The 14,373-nt window shown below is 69.4% G+C and carries 13 protein-coding genes; 9 read left to right on the forward strand and 4 right to left on the reverse strand.

From position 1 onward, the window contains the following. Nucleotides 1-88: 88 nt before the first annotated feature. Nucleotides 89-1,141, reverse strand: coding sequence for an endonuclease/exonuclease/phosphatase family protein (locus ACOADB_RS11130; protein WP_378598195.1), 1,053 nt, complete (start codon nucleotides 1,139-1,141; stop codon nucleotides 89-91). Between the two features lie 111 nt (nucleotides 1,142-1,252). On the opposite strand from ACOADB_RS11130, the gene ACOADB_RS11135 reads away from it, so the two are divergent. After that, on the forward strand, nucleotides 1,253-3,322 hold the full coding sequence (locus ACOADB_RS11135; RefSeq protein WP_378598197.1) for an acyltransferase family protein: 2,070 nt from the start codon (nucleotides 1,253-1,255) through the stop codon (nucleotides 3,320-3,322). On the opposite strand, the gene ACOADB_RS11140 is transcribed toward ACOADB_RS11135, so the two are convergent. After that, nucleotides 3,323-3,631, reverse strand: a complete 309-nt coding sequence (locus ACOADB_RS11140; RefSeq protein WP_378598198.1) for a hypothetical protein — start codon at nucleotides 3,629-3,631, stop codon at nucleotides 3,323-3,325. Between the two features lie 147 nt (nucleotides 3,632-3,778). On the opposite strand from ACOADB_RS11140, the gene ACOADB_RS11145 reads away from it, so the two are divergent. Both ACOADB_RS11145 and ACOADB_RS11150 read left to right on the forward strand, forming a co-directional pair. Next, complete coding sequence (locus ACOADB_RS11145) at nucleotides 3,779-4,975, forward strand: acyl-CoA dehydrogenase family protein (protein WP_378598200.1); 1,197 nt, start codon at nucleotides 3,779-3,781, stop codon at nucleotides 4,973-4,975. Beyond that, entirely contained in the window at nucleotides 4,972-6,018 is a 1,047-nt protein-coding gene (locus ACOADB_RS11150; protein ID WP_378598202.1) for a MaoC family dehydratase, read from the forward strand. Before ACOADB_RS11145 ends, ACOADB_RS11150 begins: the two co-directional genes overlap by 4 nt. On the opposite strand, the gene ACOADB_RS11155 is transcribed toward ACOADB_RS11150, so the two are convergent. Continuing rightward, nucleotides 6,005-6,517: a DUF6174 domain-containing protein gene (locus ACOADB_RS11155; RefSeq protein ID WP_378598204.1), complete on the reverse strand. Its 513-nt coding sequence runs from the start codon at nucleotides 6,515-6,517 to the stop codon at nucleotides 6,005-6,007. The genes ACOADB_RS11150 and ACOADB_RS11155 overlap by 14 nt on opposite strands. A gap of 178 nt (nucleotides 6,518-6,695) precedes the next feature. Here ACOADB_RS11155 and ACOADB_RS11160 point away from each other — a divergent pair, with 178 nt between their 5' ends. Genes ACOADB_RS11160 through ACOADB_RS11185 form a run of 6 tightly spaced genes read left to right on the forward strand, consistent with a single transcriptional unit; the run spans nucleotide 6,696 to nucleotide 13,815 of the window. Continuing rightward, complete coding sequence (locus ACOADB_RS11160) at nucleotides 6,696-8,171, forward strand: ABC transporter substrate-binding protein (protein ID WP_378598206.1); 1,476 nt, start codon at nucleotides 6,696-6,698, stop codon at nucleotides 8,169-8,171. A 4-nt stretch (nucleotides 8,172-8,175) separates the two neighbouring features. Continuing rightward, the gene (locus tag ACOADB_RS11165) at nucleotides 8,176-10,143 is read left to right on the forward strand and encodes an ABC transporter permease (RefSeq protein WP_378598208.1); all 1,968 of its coding nucleotides are present in this window, start codon (nucleotides 8,176-8,178) and stop codon (nucleotides 10,141-10,143) included. Nucleotide 10,144: 1 nt separating this feature from the next. Continuing rightward, nucleotides 10,145-10,930, forward strand: coding sequence for an ABC transporter ATP-binding protein (locus ACOADB_RS11170; RefSeq protein ID WP_378598210.1), 786 nt, complete (start codon nucleotides 10,145-10,147; stop codon nucleotides 10,928-10,930). Further along, the gene (locus tag ACOADB_RS11175; protein WP_378598212.1) at nucleotides 10,927-11,634 is read left to right on the forward strand and encodes an ABC transporter ATP-binding protein; all 708 of its coding nucleotides are present in this window, start codon (nucleotides 10,927-10,929) and stop codon (nucleotides 11,632-11,634) included. The genes ACOADB_RS11170 and ACOADB_RS11175 overlap by 4 nt, the downstream gene beginning before the upstream one ends. Next, a complete protein-coding gene (locus tag ACOADB_RS11180) occupies nucleotides 11,631-13,247 on the forward strand; it encodes a choice-of-anchor P family protein (RefSeq protein WP_378598214.1) in 1,617 nt (538 codons plus the stop codon). The genes ACOADB_RS11175 and ACOADB_RS11180 overlap by 4 nt, the downstream gene beginning before the upstream one ends. 4 nt (nucleotides 13,248-13,251) lie before the next feature. Beyond that, the gene (locus ACOADB_RS11185; protein WP_378598216.1) at nucleotides 13,252-13,815 is read left to right on the forward strand and encodes a hypothetical protein; all 564 of its coding nucleotides are present in this window, start codon (nucleotides 13,252-13,254) and stop codon (nucleotides 13,813-13,815) included. On the opposite strand, the gene ACOADB_RS11190 is transcribed toward ACOADB_RS11185, so the two are convergent. Beyond that, a partial coding sequence (locus tag ACOADB_RS11190) for an MFS transporter (RefSeq protein WP_378598218.1) occupies nucleotides 13,778-14,373 on the reverse strand: 596 nt, incomplete at its 5' end. The genes ACOADB_RS11185 and ACOADB_RS11190 overlap by 38 nt on opposite strands.

A 14,373-nucleotide genomic window follows, 5' to 3' on the forward strand; every position in this document is an offset into this window, starting at 1 on the left:
GGTGGCCGCAACGGCGACCGAGCTGGCCGCGGCGCTGCTCGACGAGGTCCGCACCCTGCGCAGTGCGCTGGGCCAGGCGCTCGACCGGTCAGTTCTTGGCGCCGACGAGCGTCGCGCTGGCGACGACGATGGGGTGGTCGCTGATGCGGCGGTGCTCGGCGGAGAAGTCGTCGACGTACCCGCTGAAGGTGACGCCGCCGTAGGCAGTGATCCAGTCCACGGGCCGCATCCGGGGCGCTGAGCCGCAGGTCCCGCCGCCGCCCTGCGCAGCGACCAGCCCGGTCCTCGGGATCACCTGGCAGTAGAAGTTGCCGCGGTCGTTCATGTCGCCGATCAGGAAGATCGGCACCTTCTCGGACTTCAACGAGTTCACGTAGTCGGCCGCGATCCGCAGGCCGGCGTTGCGGCTGGCGGTGCGGGATCCGCTGCGGCCCGACGTGGTGTGCATGTTGAGGACGTAGAACTCGCGCCGGCTGTCCTTGTGGCGCAACCGCACGATGCTCTGGGCACGGTGACCCCCGTTGTAGGGGATCTGGAAGTTGTCGGCTGCGACGAGCTCGAAGACGGCCGGGTTCCACATGATGCCGTTGTCGGTGTCGCCGGGCTTGGAGTAGGCGTCCCAGCCGAGCCCGCCCTTGACCGCGGCGTACTGCGGCGCCCTCGCCTCCTGTACGCCGACGATGTCCGCGCCGTGGGCGCGGATCAGGCCGACCGACATGGACGCGCGGGGACCGGCGTCGGGCCAGCTGGCGCGTGAGCCGCCGGGGGCGGTGTAGTTGTTGCCCAGCAGGTTGAAGGTCGCGATCTTGAAGGTCGCCGACTCCATGCGGACCTTCTTGACCTGTGCCTCGGCGGCCTTGACGTCCTCGAGGAGGGCGGAGTCCTCCACGCCCTCGATGATGCTGCCGTCGGTGGCGCGTTCCTCGCGGTCGTTGCGGGGCCGGGTCCCGTCGGTCACTTCCGGGTCGATCGCCGCGGCCGCCGCCGGGTCCTTGGCGGAGTCGTCGCTCGCCGCGTCGGGCAGCCCGCCGTCCCAGAGCGTCGCGATGCCGAGCATCAGGGCTCCCAGGAGCACGACGGCAAGGACGGGCAGGAGATCTGCCCGTCGTGAGTGCCGGTGCTTCCCGGAGTCGTCGGGCATAGCGGGTATCGTACCTGAGGCTTCGCTCCGAACTGGCCTCCTCGCAGGCGTCGGTGGCCGCTTGCCCACGACCCGACCGAGTCAATCCGATGCCATCCGAGGAGGACCGCTGTGACCGAGGCGCGGTCCTTCCGCTCCGACATCCAGGGCCTCCGTGCCCTGGCCGTCGGCCTGGTGATCCTGGCCCACGCCGGATTCCGTACGGCGGCGGGCGGTTTCGTGGGTGTCGACGTCTTCTTCGTGATCTCCGGCTTCCTGATCGTGGGCCTGCTCGTGCGCGAGGCGGGCGAGAGCCGGCGGATCTCGATCGTCGACTTCTACGCGCGCCGGGCTCGCCGGGTGATCCCGGCTGCCACCGTGGTGCTGGCCGTCACGGCGTTCGCCGCGGCGTACTTCCTGCCCCTCGTGCGCAGCATCGAGGTCATCAAGGACACGGTCTGGGCGGCGTTCTTCGGCGCCAACATCCGCTTCTCCCTGGTCGAGACCGACTACTTCGCCGAGGGCGAGCCGCCCTCGCCGGTGCAGCACTACTGGTCCCTCGCGGTCGAGGAACAGTTCTACGTCGTCATCCCGGTCCTGCTGCTCCTGATCGCTGTCGCCCTGCGTCGGTGGGGCCACGTCCTGCCTGAGCACGCGAACCGGTCGTTGCGCCGCGCGGTCGTGGCGGTGCTCGGTGCGGTGACCCTCGGGTCCCTCGCGTACTCCGTGTGGGTGACCGAGACCAACCCCACGGCCGCCTACTTCTCCACGCCGGCCCGCGCGTGGGAGCTCGGCATCGGCGGGCTCCTGGCCACCCTGCTCTGGGGACGCCGGCCGGCCGCGCCGCGCTGGCTGACCGAGCTGGCGGGCGTCGCCGGACTGGCCCTGATCGCGTACGCCACGCTGACCTTCAGCTCCGCGACGCCGATGCCCGGTATCGCCGCGCTGGTCCCCGTGGGCGGCAGCGGCCTGCTGCTCGCGGCGGGCGCGAGCACGAGTGCGCAGTCGACGTACTGGTTCCGGCTGTTCTCGCTCCAGCCGATCCGGGTGCTGGGCGACTGGTCCTACTCGCTCTACCTGTGGCACTTCCCGGTGCTGTTGATCGCCCAGGCGCACTGGGAGGAGCCGCGGCTGAGTCGTCCACACCTCGCGCTGGCGCTGGTGCTGATCCTCGCGCTGAGCGCAGCGTCGTACCACCTGGTCGAGGAGCCGTTCCGGCGTGGCGTGCGCTGGAAGCCGCGGATGCGCGCCGTTGGTCTCTACCCGATCAGCCTCGCGCTCGTCATCGGGTCCGCATTCGGTGCGCGGGCGTGGGTGGACCACCAGATCGCCGGGCTCTCCGACAACCCCGAGATCTCCACGACCGACTACCAGCGCGAGGGCCTCAGCGACGACCCGACCGTCGCGCTCGTCCAGGCATCCGTCCTGGCCGCGAAGGACGGGAGGCCGGTCCCCGGCGGCCTGAAGCCCGACCTGGGCCGCCTCCGCGAATCGGTGGCGCCCCTGGGCGACTGCGACTACACCCTCGAGGTCACCAAGCTGTGCCCGTTCGGTGACGTGGACGCGAAGCGCTCGATCGTGGTCGTCGGTGACTCGCACGGCCGGATGTGGGGCCCCGCCCTGAACGTGATCGGCAAGAAGTACGGGTACGCCGTCTACCAGCTGGTCTTCAGCGGGTGCCCGGCCAACACCGTCACCCGCGACCAGAAGGGCGATCGGCCCTGGCCCGAGTGCGCCGCGTTCAAGGAATGGGCCGAGCAGCAGGTGGCCGACCTCCAGCCCGACCTGACCGTCGTCGCCAACAACTTCTACCGGGTCCCGACGATGGCCGGTGGCCGGCAGGAGCGCGGGCTCGCCGAGGAGTTCAGCATTCTCGAGAAGTCCTCGGACCGCGTGGTGATGCTCGGCAACGTGCCCAAGGTCCAGCGCTCGCCGGGCGTCTGCCTGTCACGGCGCGACGTGGACCTCGGCGACTGCATGTTCCCGCCGAGCCCGGTGACGGTGCGCGGCCAGCACGTCTTCCGCGACGTCGCGAAGGCGTCCGGCGTCGAGTTCATCGACGTGCAGAAGTGGTTCTGTGCGGACGGCCAGTGCCCGCCGGTGATCGGCGACGTCGTACCCCTGCGCGATCGCGAACACATCACCTTCGAGTACTCCGAGCAGCTGGCCGTGCCGCTGGCCCGGGAGTTCGGCTTCCGGTGATCAGGTGCGCTGCGTCAGGCCCTTGCCGGCCGCGACGCCGCGCTTGACCGCGGCACTCGCCACCTGGCCGGCGAGCTGGCTGGCGACCTTGATCTGGTCACCGACCTGCTGGGTCGCGGCGAGCGGAGCCAGCGCGACCTCCGCGCGCGCCACGAGGGCGTCGGCGCGCTCGATGACGGTGTTGAAGTCGATGACCGCGTGGTGGAAGCCCTCGATCGTCTTCGAGAGCTGCAGCAGGGCCGCGGTGAGCTCCGTCAGCTGGGCGCTGGTCGCGTCGGGCGTGGGCGAGGCGTCGTACGGGGTGGTCATGGCGCGCATGCTAGATGACCCCGATGTCCGGGAGTGCATGCCCGGCGACGCCTGCGTGACCTTGTTCACGTGGGGATCTCAGCGGGCGGCTGGGGCCCCTACCGACGGGTACAGTGCCGTCGGTCGTACCAGCGAAAGGGAACTTTGATGCCGAAGCTTTGCCAGACCGAGGGACTCAACGAGGACCAGGTCGAGATCCTGAAGGCCGTGCGTGTCTTCGTGGACGAGCAGATCATCCCCGTCGCGCAGGAGCTCGAGCACGCCGACGAGTACCCGACCGAGATCATCGAGGGCCTCAAGGAGCTCGGCGTCTTCGGCCTCACCATCCCCGAGGAGTTCGGTGGGCTCGGTGAGTCGCTGCTGACCTACGCCCTCGTGGTCGAGGAGATCGCCCGCGGCTGGATGAGCGTCTCCGGTGTCATCAACACCCACTTCATCGTCGCGTACCTGCTGATGCAGCACGGCACGGACGAGCAGAAGGCCAAGTACCTCCCGAAGATGGCGACCGGCGAGGTCCGCGGCGCGTTCTCGATGTCCGAGCCCGGCCTGGGGTCCGACGTCGCCGCCGTGTCGACGAAGGCCACCAAGCAGGAGGACGGCTCCTACTCCATCACCGGCCAGAAGATGTGGCTGACCAACGGTGGCACCTCCACCCTGGTCGCCCTGCTGGTCAAGACCGATGAGGGCGCCGACAGCGTCTACAAGAACATGACCACCTTCCTCGTCGAGAAGGAGCCGGGCTTCGGCGAGACCGCCCAGGGCGTCACCGTCCCCGGCAAGATCGACAAGATGGGCTACAAGGGCGTCGAGACGACCGAGCTCATCCTCGAGGGCCACCAGATCAGCGCCGACCAGATCCTCGGCGGTGAGCCGGGCAAGGGCTTCTTCCAGATGATGGACGGCGTCGAGGTCGGCCGCGTCAACGTCGCCGCCCGCGCGTGCGGCCTGGCCTGGCGCGGCTTCGAGCTCGGCATCGCCTACGCCCAGCAGCGCAAGACCTTCGGCAAGTTCATCGCCGAGCACCAGGCCGTGCTGTTCCGGATCGCCGACATGGCGACCAAGGTCGAGACCGCGCACACGATGATGGTCCGCGCCGCGCGCCTCAAGGACACCGGCCAGCGGATGGACGTCGAGGCCGGCATGGCCAAGATGGTCGCCGCGGAGCTGGCCAACGAGGTCGTCGAGGACTCCTTCCGGATCCACGGTGGCTACGGCTACTCCAAGGAGTACGAGATCGAGCGCCTGATGCGCGAGGTCAAGTTCATGCTCATCGGTGAGGGCACCTCCGACATCCAGAAGATGATCATCGGCCGCTCGCTGCTGAAGGACTACAAGCTCAAGTGACCGCGACCAGCAAGACGAACCCGGGCAACTTCTTCGAGGACTTCACCGTCGGGCAGGTGCTCCAGCACGCCACGCCGCGCACCGTCACCGAAGGTGACCGCGCCGTCTACGGCTCGCTCTACCCGACCCGGTTCGCCGTGCCGTCCTCTGCTGCCTTCGCGGCATCGGTCGGCCTCGACCCGCACCCGGTCGAGGAGCTGATCGCCTTCCACATCGCGTTCGGCAAGACCGTCCCGGACATCTCGCTCAACGCGGTCGCGAACCTCGGCTACGCCGAGTGCCGTTTCCACCAGCCGGTGGTCCCGGGCGACACCTTGAGCACCACGTCCGAGGTCATCGGCCTCAAGCAGAACTCCAACGGCAAGAGCGGCGTGGTCTACGTCCGCTCGACCGCCACCAACCAGCGCGGCGAGGTCGCCCTCGACTGGGCCCGGTGGGTCATGGTGCACAAGCGTGACGTCGACGCGCCGGCCCCCGAGGCCGTCGTACCCGACCTGGCGCCGGCGGTCGCTGCGGCGGACCTCGTGCTCCCGGCCGGGCTGGACTTCTCGTCGTACGACTTCGCCGCCGCAGGCGAACCGCACCGGTTCGACGACTACGAGGTCGGCGAGAAGATCGACCACGTCGACGGCGTGACGCTCACCGACTCCGAGCACCAGCAGGCGACCCGCCTGTGGCAGAACACCGCCAAGGTGCACTTCAACGTCCAGGCGCGCCCCGACGGCAACCGCCTCGTCTACGGCGGCCACGTGATCTCGCTGGCCCGTGCCCTGTCGTTCAACGGGCTCGCCAATGCGCAGCTGGTCGCCGCGATCAATGCCGGCGCCCACACGGCTCCCGCGTTCGGTGGCGACACCATCTACGCGTGGTCCGAGGTGCTCGAGAAGGCCGAGACGTCGGTGCCGAGCGTCGGCGCGCTGCGCCTGCGCCTGGTGGCCACCAAGGACCGCGACGAGTCGATGACCCTGCGCGACGCCGAGACCGGGAAGTACGCAGCGGGCGTGCTGCTCGACCTCGACTACTGGGCACTCATTCCCCGCTGACCGCGACATCCTTGATCGTGTAGGTGACCTCGTCGTCGGTGGCCATCCTGAGCTGGTCGAGCGCCACCACCGAGGGGTGGTCCTGGCCGGTCGGCCAGGTCACCTCCGCCTCGTCGACCTGCGGGTCGTTGGCCCGCGCGATGATGTCGTTGATCGACAGGCGGGCGAACTCCGGGGCCGCCTGGCCCTTGGCCTCCCCGGAGGTGGAGATCGCCTCGGTGACCTTGCCGTCCTTGACGGTGACCCGGACGGCGCCGACCTGCGGGCAGTAGCAGAGCACCTCGAGGCGGTAGGTGTAGTCCTGCGGTGCGAAGTCGGGGTAGTCACGGACCGCTGAGGGCGGGTCCTGCGTGGCCGACGGTTCGCTCTCCACCTTCGCGTCGTCGGTCGCCGCGTCGTTCTCGTGCTTGCAGCCTGCTGCAGTGAGGGCGAGCCCGGTGGTCAGGGCGATGGCGCCGAGGCGTACGACGGTCCGCGGGTGGCCGTGGGTGATGTGCATGAGCCTCATGATGCATGCGACGTCCGGGGCGACTCCACGGTTCCCCCGAACGGCCGACGATTGCCATCAAATGAAACTTGTTCTAGTTTTGCCTGCCAAACGCATGACCTACGTCACATCGTGTCGTTGCTCCCGGTGAAGGTCTCGCTGGGACCGGTCATCCCTGGAGGAGCCGTCGTTGTCTGCCTTACGTGTCGTACGCCTGGTTGGCGCTGCATTCCTGGTCCTGCTGCTCGCGGCCTGCGGCTCCCGTCTCGACCCGGGGACGGTGGCCGACGTCAACGGCACCGGTGCGCAGGCCGAGGCCGGGGCTCCCAACGCTGACGGCGGCGCTGCTGGTCCCGTCGACGGCGCGGCCACGGATCCCGCGGCCGCCGATCCGGGCGCCGCGGCGAGCGGAGGCAGTGACCCCGGAGCCGGCACCGGGAGTGCGGCCGGACCCGGAGGGTCGAGCGGCTCCGGCGGGGGTGGCGGCAAGGGATCGGCGACCGGCGGGGTCAAGGCAGGGTCCTGCGCCGGCTTCAAGAACCAGAAGGGCATCACGGACAAGACGATCACGCTGGCCAACATCTCCGACATCTCCGGACCTGTCCCCGGCATCTTCGAGTCCGCCCAGCAGGCCACGCGCGCCTACATCGAGTACTTCAACTCCCAGAGCACGCTGTGCGGGCGCAAGCTCGAGCTGGTCAACCTCGACAGCCGGGCCGACGCCGGTGCCGACCAGCAGGGCTACGTGAAGGCCTGCGACCAGGCGTTCGCCGCGGTCGGCTCGATGTCCGCCTTCGACAGTGGCGGCGCCGCCACGGCCACGAACTGCGGCATTCCCGACATCCGCGCGGTCTCGGTCAACCCGGAGCGAGCGGCGTGCAAGTCGTGCTTCGCCGCCTACGCGATCCGGGCGAACCTGATCCCGGACTCCGCGTCGAAGTGGTTCGCCCAGAAGTTCCCCAGCTCGGTGAAGAACGCCGCAGTCCTGTACATCAACGCCGGTGCCGCGCCGGTCAACTCCAAGAGCATGGCCGCCGGCTACGAGAAGGGTGCCGGCTGGAAGGTCACCTACCTCCAGGGAATCGACGTCGCGGAGTTCAACTTCGCGCCGTACGTCCAGCAGATGAAGTCCAAGGGCGTGAAGGCGGTCGCCTACCAGGGTCCCTACCAGAACAGCGTGAAGCTCCAGCAGGCCATGCAGCAGCAGGGATTCAAGCCGGACTTCTTCCTCCAGGACCCGACGATCTACGACAAGCGCTACATCGAGCAGGCAGGCAGCCTCGCCGAGGGCGCGTACATCTACTCGGCCAACGACCTGTTCGAGAACAGGAACAACGCCGAGATCCAGCTCTACCTGTCCTACCTCCAGCAGGTGAAGCCCGGTGCGATCCCGAACTACTACGGCCTCTACGCCTGGTCTGCCGCCCGCCTCTTCGTCGAGAAGTCGCTCGCGCTCGGTGGCAAGCTGACCCGGGCATCCCTCGTCCAGGCCCTGGACAACACCTCGAGCTGGACCGGCAACGGTGCCCACACGCCGATGAACATCGGCACGTCGGCGACTCCGCCGTGCCTGAAGGTCGCCCAGTTCAAGGGTGGTCGCTGGCAACAGGTGTCGCCGGGCAAGTACATGTGCGGCCGAGTGGTCAACTCCGGCATCGGAGGCTGACCCGATGAGCTCACTGTTCGCCTTCACGCTGCTCGGGCTGTTCACCGGGGCCGCCTACGCGATCATGGCGAGCGGACTGGTGCTCACCTACACGACGACCCGGGTGTTCAACATCGCCCACGGTGCCTTCGGCATGGTGCTGGCGTTCACCTTCTGGGACTTCAGCCAGCGCCAGGGCCTGCCTCCGTTGCTGTCGTTGTTCCTCGTGCTCGGTGTCGTCGCGCCGGCGATCGGCTGGTTCATCCAGCGCTTCGTCACGCGCGGCCTGGGGGAGGGGCCGGTCTCGGTCGCCCTGGTCGTCACCGTGGGACTGCTGGTGGGGCTGATCGGCCTGGCCCAGCAGATCTGGCCACCGGAGCCGCGGGTGCTCCTCCCGTTCTACTCGGAGACCGGATGGCAGGTGGGGGACACCTACATCACGGCGCACCAGCTCATCACGATCGTCTGCTCGATCGCCGTGGCGACGGGCCTGTACCTGCTGCTGAACAGGACCCGCATCGGTACGGCCATGCGGGCGTCCGTCGACAATCCGGAGCTCCTCAAGTTCTTCGGTGGCAAGCCGGACACCGTCGCAGCGCTGGCGTGGGCGATCGGCATGTCCCTGGCGGCGCTGGCCGGGATCCTGCTGACGCCGGTCGTGGGGCTGGACTACTACGCGCTGACGCTGTTGGTCATCAACGCGTACGCCGCCGCGATGCTCGGTCGGCTCAAGAGCCTTCCCCTCACCTTCGCTGGTGCGATGGGCCTCGGCATCCTGGAGTCCTGGGCCGTGGCGTACCTGCCCACGGACGGCTTCTGGTCGACCATCCGTCCGGTCATCCCGGCGATCTTCCTGTTCGTGGTGGTCGTCGCGATGCCCCAGACCCAGCTGCGGATCGGCCAGGTCAAGGGCATCGTGGCCGCACCCGTGCCCACCTTGCGCAAGAGCCTCGGCGCAGGCGGTGCGCTGCTCGTCGTCGCCTTCGTGCTGATCGGGGTCGTGTCGCGCTCGGACGTGCTCCTGATCGGTGTCGCGGCGACGTACGCGATGGTGATGCTCTCGCTGGTCCTGCTCACCGGGTACGGCGGCCACGTCTCCCTTGCCCAGTTCACCTTCGCCGGTGTGGGTGCGCTCGCCTACGCCAAGCTCGACCAGCCCAACCTCCTCGGGCTGCTGCTCGCGGCGGCGATCGCGGCGGGGGTGGGCGCGCTGGTCGCGCTGCCCGTGCTGCGGCTGACCGGTCTCTACCTGGCGCTGTCGACGATGGCCTTCGCCGTGCTGATGGACAAGATGATCTTCCAGGCCGAGTACGCCTTCAAGTTCAACGGCACGCTGGCGACCGAGCGCCTGTCCGTGTTCGGCGTGAAGATCGCGAGCGACACCGCCTACGTGTGGTTCATGGTCCTGGCCTTCGTCGTGATGGGCCTGTTCCTGTTGTGGCTGCGGCGTGGGGCGATCGGGCGGATCCTGATCGCGACCCGCGACAGCCCGTCGGGATGCGGCACGCTCGGCCTGGACCTGCGCTGGTTCCGCGTCGGACTGTTCTCGCTGTCGGCGGGCATCGCGGGCGTTGCCGGTGCCCTGTTCGCCGGCCTGCGGGGAACCGTCGGGGCTGCCGACTTCCTCTACTTCCAGTCGTTGCTGGTGCTGCTCCTCGCCGTGGTCTTCGGTGTCACGTCGGTGAGTGGTGCGTTGCTCGGTGGTACGGCGCTGATGCTGTTGCCGGTGTGGCAGTCCTCGGCTCCCGAGCTGGCCGGCCTGCTGTTCGCCATCCTGGGCTTCGGTGCGGTCCTGCTCGGCCGCGACCCGAACGGCATCGCCAACCATCTCTTCAAGCTCGGTCGCCTGGGCTCGAACAAGCTGCTTCCACGCTGGGAGGAACAGTTGCGCGAACGACTGGACGGCCTGCTCAAGCCGGGCCGGCCCGAGCCTGCCCGCTCCGTCGACGCACCGCTCGACGCGACCCTCGACGAGCCGCAGGGGGTGGCCTGAGATGGCACTGCTCGAGGTGGACGACGTGATCGTCCGGTTCGGTGGCGTGACGGCTGTGAACCACGCGTCCTTCACGGCCGATGGTGGGCGGATCACCGGGTTGATCGGCCCCAACGGTGCCGGCAAGACGACCTGCTTCAACGTGATCACCGGACTGCAGAAGCCGACCAGCGGACGGGTCCGGTACCGCGACCGTGACGTCACCGGTTGGCCGGTCCATCGCCGGGCCCACCAGGGCATCGGCCGCACCTTCCAGCGACTCGAGGCCTTCGGCTCGCTCTCGGTGAAGGACAACGTCCGGGTCGCTCGCGAGATCCACGGCGGGCCGAAGGCGTGGTTCCGTTCGGAGGGCAGGTCCGCGCTGGAGGTCGAGGTCCTGCTCGACCGGGTGGGGATCGGCGACTACGCCGACGAGCGTGCCGACTCCATCCCGACCGGTGCCGCCCGGTTGCTGGAGCTGGCGCGGGCGCTGGCCTGCGACCCGATGCTCCTCCTGCTGGACGAGCCGTCCTCGGGGCTCGACGAGACGGAGACCGATTCCTTCGGTGCGCTCCTGACCGAGCTCGCCGGCGAAGGCGTCGCCATCTTGATGGTGGAGCACGACATGGACCTGGTGATGACCGTGTGCGACGAGATCCACGTGCTCGACTTCGGCGAGATCATCGCCTCGGGTGCACCCTCCGACATCCGGTCCGACGGCAAGGTGCAGCGCGCCTACCTCGGCTACTCCGACGAGGACCACGGGGCCGCGGACCACACGAGCGAGCTGGAGGCGGTCACCCCATGAGTGTTCCGATTCTCGAGGTCATCGACCTGCACGCGGCGTACGGCCGGATCGAGGTCCTGCGCGGTGTCGACCTCGCCGTACCGAAGGGCGCGGTGATGGCGCTGCTCGGCCCCAACGGTGCCGGGAAGTCGACGCTGGTGAAGGTGATCAGCGGCCAGAAGGAGGCCACGTCGGGCGACATCCACCTGGCGGGCATCCACGTGAAGGACGCGAAGGCCGAGGACCTGGCCCGGGTCGGGTTGTGCACCGTGCCCGAGGGCCGGTCCGTCTTCCCCAACCTGACGGTGGAGGAGAACCTCGTCCTGATGTCGTATGCGGGGGTGGCGAAGGGCGCGATCCTGGAGACCGCCTACAACTACTTCCCCCGGTTGCACGAGCGGCGCAACCAGCTGGCCGGGACGATGTCCGGTGGCGAGCAGCAGATGCTCGCCATGTCCCGCGCGCTCACCTCCGACCCGGCACTGTTGCTGCTCGACGAGCTGTCCATGGGACTCGCCCCACTGATCGTCGACGAGCTCTACGACACCGTCGCCCGGATCGCGGAGTCCGGCGTCTCGATCCTGTGCATCGAACAGTTCGCCCGGACCGCGCTGAGGGTCTCCGACTACGCCGCGGTGATGAGCGGCGGCCGGATCGTGGCCACCGGCGAACCGGGCGAGATCCTCGACACCATGGCCGACGTCATCCTTGGAGGTGCCGCATGAAGCGCAACCCCACCTGTGCAGCGGGACACCCCGCCCGGCGAGATGCCGGTCGTGGTGACCGTGCCCGCCTGCTCGTCGCGGGCGGCCTGCTCGCCTCGATGATGCCGCTGACGACCGGTGCCGCCTCCCCGGCCGCCGGCGCCGCGACCGCGGTGGAGTACGGCGGCTTCACCGCCACCTCGTGGTCCAGCCCGGTCCGGATCGAGGTCTTCGAGCCGAGCCTCCCGATCCCGGTCGACGCGGGCAAGGCCCAGCTCGAGTTCTTCATGGGGTACAGCAAGGTGCTGGCCGACTCCAGCACGTCGTCGGGGCGCTCGAGCCTCTTCTGGCCCGGTGACCCCGTCGGTGAGGGGCTCAAGACCTTCGCCGAGCAGCTCGGGCTGCCGTCGACCCCGCTGACCGAGAACGGCTACCCGGTCCAGGTGAACTCGCAGTTCCCCGGCGAACCGAACACCCAGGCGGACAACAAGATCCCCGGGTCGATCCAGCAGACCACCTCGGGCGACAAGACCGCCATCGCCGAGGTCGGCTTCTCCCCGGACGGCGCGGTGGGCGGCCCGGACGCAGGCGAAGGTGGCAGCGCCTCGAACCCGCTGTCCGGCCTGACCGACCAGCTCAAGAACCTCCTCGGCGGCGGCTTGCCCGGCACGGCCAAGGCGGCCGGCCCAGCCGGTGCGTCGGCCAATCCGCTGGCGATGATCGTCGACGTGGACGGCTACGTCTCGGTGAGCCGGATGACCGCCGTCGACGGCCCCGTCACCACGGCGTCGCGGTCCACCCTGGGGGAGGTCAAGCTCCTCGGGGGCCTGATCACCATGGGGGGCATCGAGACGGTCGCCCGAGCCTCGACGGACGGGGCGAAGGGCGTCAGCTCGGGCAAGGCGACCTACGGCAAGATGACGATTGCGGGCCAACAGTTCTCGATCGGGCCGGACGGCATCGAAGCCGCGGGCACCACCTCGCCCATTCCCGGGCTGGACGACGTCCCGGCCGATGCCCTCGAGCAGCTCGGCATCTCGATCACGGTCCCCGAGCAGGTGCGCACGGTGAACGGCGACGAGGCCCGCACCTTCTCGGCGGGACTGCAGGTGGTCATCGACACCAAGATCCTGTCGCCGCTCCTCAAGGCCCTGCCCGTCGGTGTCCTGGCCGAGCTGATCCCGGCCGAGGCCGGCCCGCTCAAGGGCGTGGTCGCCGGGTTGTCGAGCCTGGCGCCGAAGATCGTGCTCACCCTCGGTGTCGCCTCGGCGACCGTCGACACGGTGCCGCCGATCGCCGCGGTCGCTCCGATCGATCCACCCAGCACCGCGGTGGCCGCGCCGCCCAAGGCCGGAACTGTCGGCGTACCGCCGGTGGCTGCCGGGGGAGCCGCTCCGGTGAACGCAACGCCGCCCGCCGGCGCTGCTCCGGTCGCGGACCTCGTCGACGCAGCGCCCACCAGTGCTGGCCTCCCCGACCTCTTCTCGATCCCCGGGATGCTCCTGATCGCCGCATTCGTGGCCGCGGCGGTCGCAGGCAGCTGGTTCCGACGGCTCGGTGCTGCTGCCCTCGGCATCGGCGCCCCGTGCTCCCACGGCCTCGAAAGCGGCCTTCCCGATCTCCGAAAGGCGTGACCCGATGACCACCGTTCCCCGTTCCGCGACCGCACTTCCCCGAGCGGGAGAGTCCTCGCGCTCCGGCATCGCCCCGCTCAAGGGCGACCATGCCGCCCTGCTCCAGGTCGTCCTCTTCTGGGCAGGCGCGATCATGTTGCCGCTCGGGCTGGTGGTGATCGTGCTCGGTTGGTACGGCGCCGCGAACACCCCGTACCAGTACGACCAGCTGTCCTACCTCGTCTCCGGCGGCCTGCTCGGCCTCGGACTGACCTTCGTCGGGGGCTTCCTCTACTTCGGCGCCTGGCTGGCCCGCATCGCAGCCGACGGCCGTGAGTCGACGAAGCGCCTCGCGGACACGCTGCTGCTCCTCGCCGAGGTCACCGCCAGCTCCGCCAACTCAGCCAACGCCACCGGTGACGGCCGGCGAGCCGATGTCGGCGCCATTCCCGTCATCGCCGGCAGTGGTACCACGATGCATCGCCGCGACTGCTCGCTCATCGCCCACCGTGACGACCTCGCCCCGGTGGGTGAGGACAACGGGCACCTGGTCATGTGTCGCGTGTGCCAGCCGGCATCCCGCTCCTGACCACACCCCCGTCGACAGGGGCGAACCAGCGGGCGAGCGGGATCAGCGCGAGCACCAGCAGCATGGGTACGACGAAGCCGAACCGCAGCTGGTCCTGTCCGACCACGCCCGTGAGGACGGCGCCGAGCAGGCCCCCGACGTAGTTGAACTGGTTGAACCGGGCGATCACGGCGTCGACGCGCTCGGTCGAGCCGCCGGCCAGCCGTGCGGCAGCAGAGAAGCTCAGCGGGGCGACCACCGAGATGCCGGCGCCGACGATCGTGAAGCCGAGGACGGCGACCGGCCAGGTCGGGGCGAAGGTGACCACGGCGAGTCCGGCGCACGCGACGACCGCGCCGACGCGCAGCACCGGCGGGGCGCCGTACTGCTGGACGAGGCGGTCGCCCGCCAGTCGCACCACGAGGCTCGCGAGCAGGTAGGGGAGGGTCGCCAGCGCGACCCAGCGCGACGGTGCGTCGAGCACCTCGGCGACGTACACCGCGCCCCAGGTCTGGGCGGCGGTGTCGACCATGTAGAAGACGACCATGCCGAGCCCGACCATGAGGATCGGCCGCCAGG

The sequence above is a fragment of the Nocardioides sp. CPCC 206348 genome, from assembly GCF_048654705.1.
Classification (GTDB): Bacteria; Actinomycetota; Actinomycetes; order Propionibacteriales; family Nocardioidaceae; genus Nocardioides.

What these genes read in the sequence shown, in the direction of transcription:
- ACOADB_RS11140 (WP_378598198.1), bottom strand. Translation starts at nt 3,631, where the DNA reads ATGACCACCCCGTACGACGCCTCGCCCACGCCCGACGCGACCAGCGCC.
- ACOADB_RS11175 (WP_378598212.1), top strand. Translation starts at nt 10,927, where the DNA reads ATGAGTGTTCCGATTCTCGAGGTCATCGACCTGCACGCGGCGTACGGC.
- ACOADB_RS11165 (WP_378598208.1), top strand. Translation starts at nt 8,176, where the DNA reads ATGAGCTCACTGTTCGCCTTCACGCTGCTCGGGCTGTTCACCGGGGCC.
- ACOADB_RS11185 (WP_378598216.1), top strand. Translation starts at nt 13,252, where the DNA reads ATGACCACCGTTCCCCGTTCCGCGACCGCACTTCCCCGAGCGGGAGAG.
- ACOADB_RS11180 (WP_378598214.1), top strand. Translation starts at nt 11,631, where the DNA reads ATGAAGCGCAACCCCACCTGTGCAGCGGGACACCCCGCCCGGCGAGAT.
- ACOADB_RS11130 (WP_378598195.1), bottom strand. Translation starts at nt 1,141, where the DNA reads ATGCCCGACGACTCCGGGAAGCACCGGCACTCACGACGGGCAGATCTC.
- ACOADB_RS11170 (WP_378598210.1), top strand. Translation starts at nt 10,145, where the DNA reads ATGGCACTGCTCGAGGTGGACGACGTGATCGTCCGGTTCGGTGGCGTG.
- ACOADB_RS11155 (WP_378598204.1), bottom strand. Translation starts at nt 6,517, where the DNA reads ATGCACATCACCCACGGCCACCCGCGGACCGTCGTACGCCTCGGCGCC.
- ACOADB_RS11145 (WP_378598200.1), top strand. Translation starts at nt 3,779, where the DNA reads ATGCCGAAGCTTTGCCAGACCGAGGGACTCAACGAGGACCAGGTCGAG.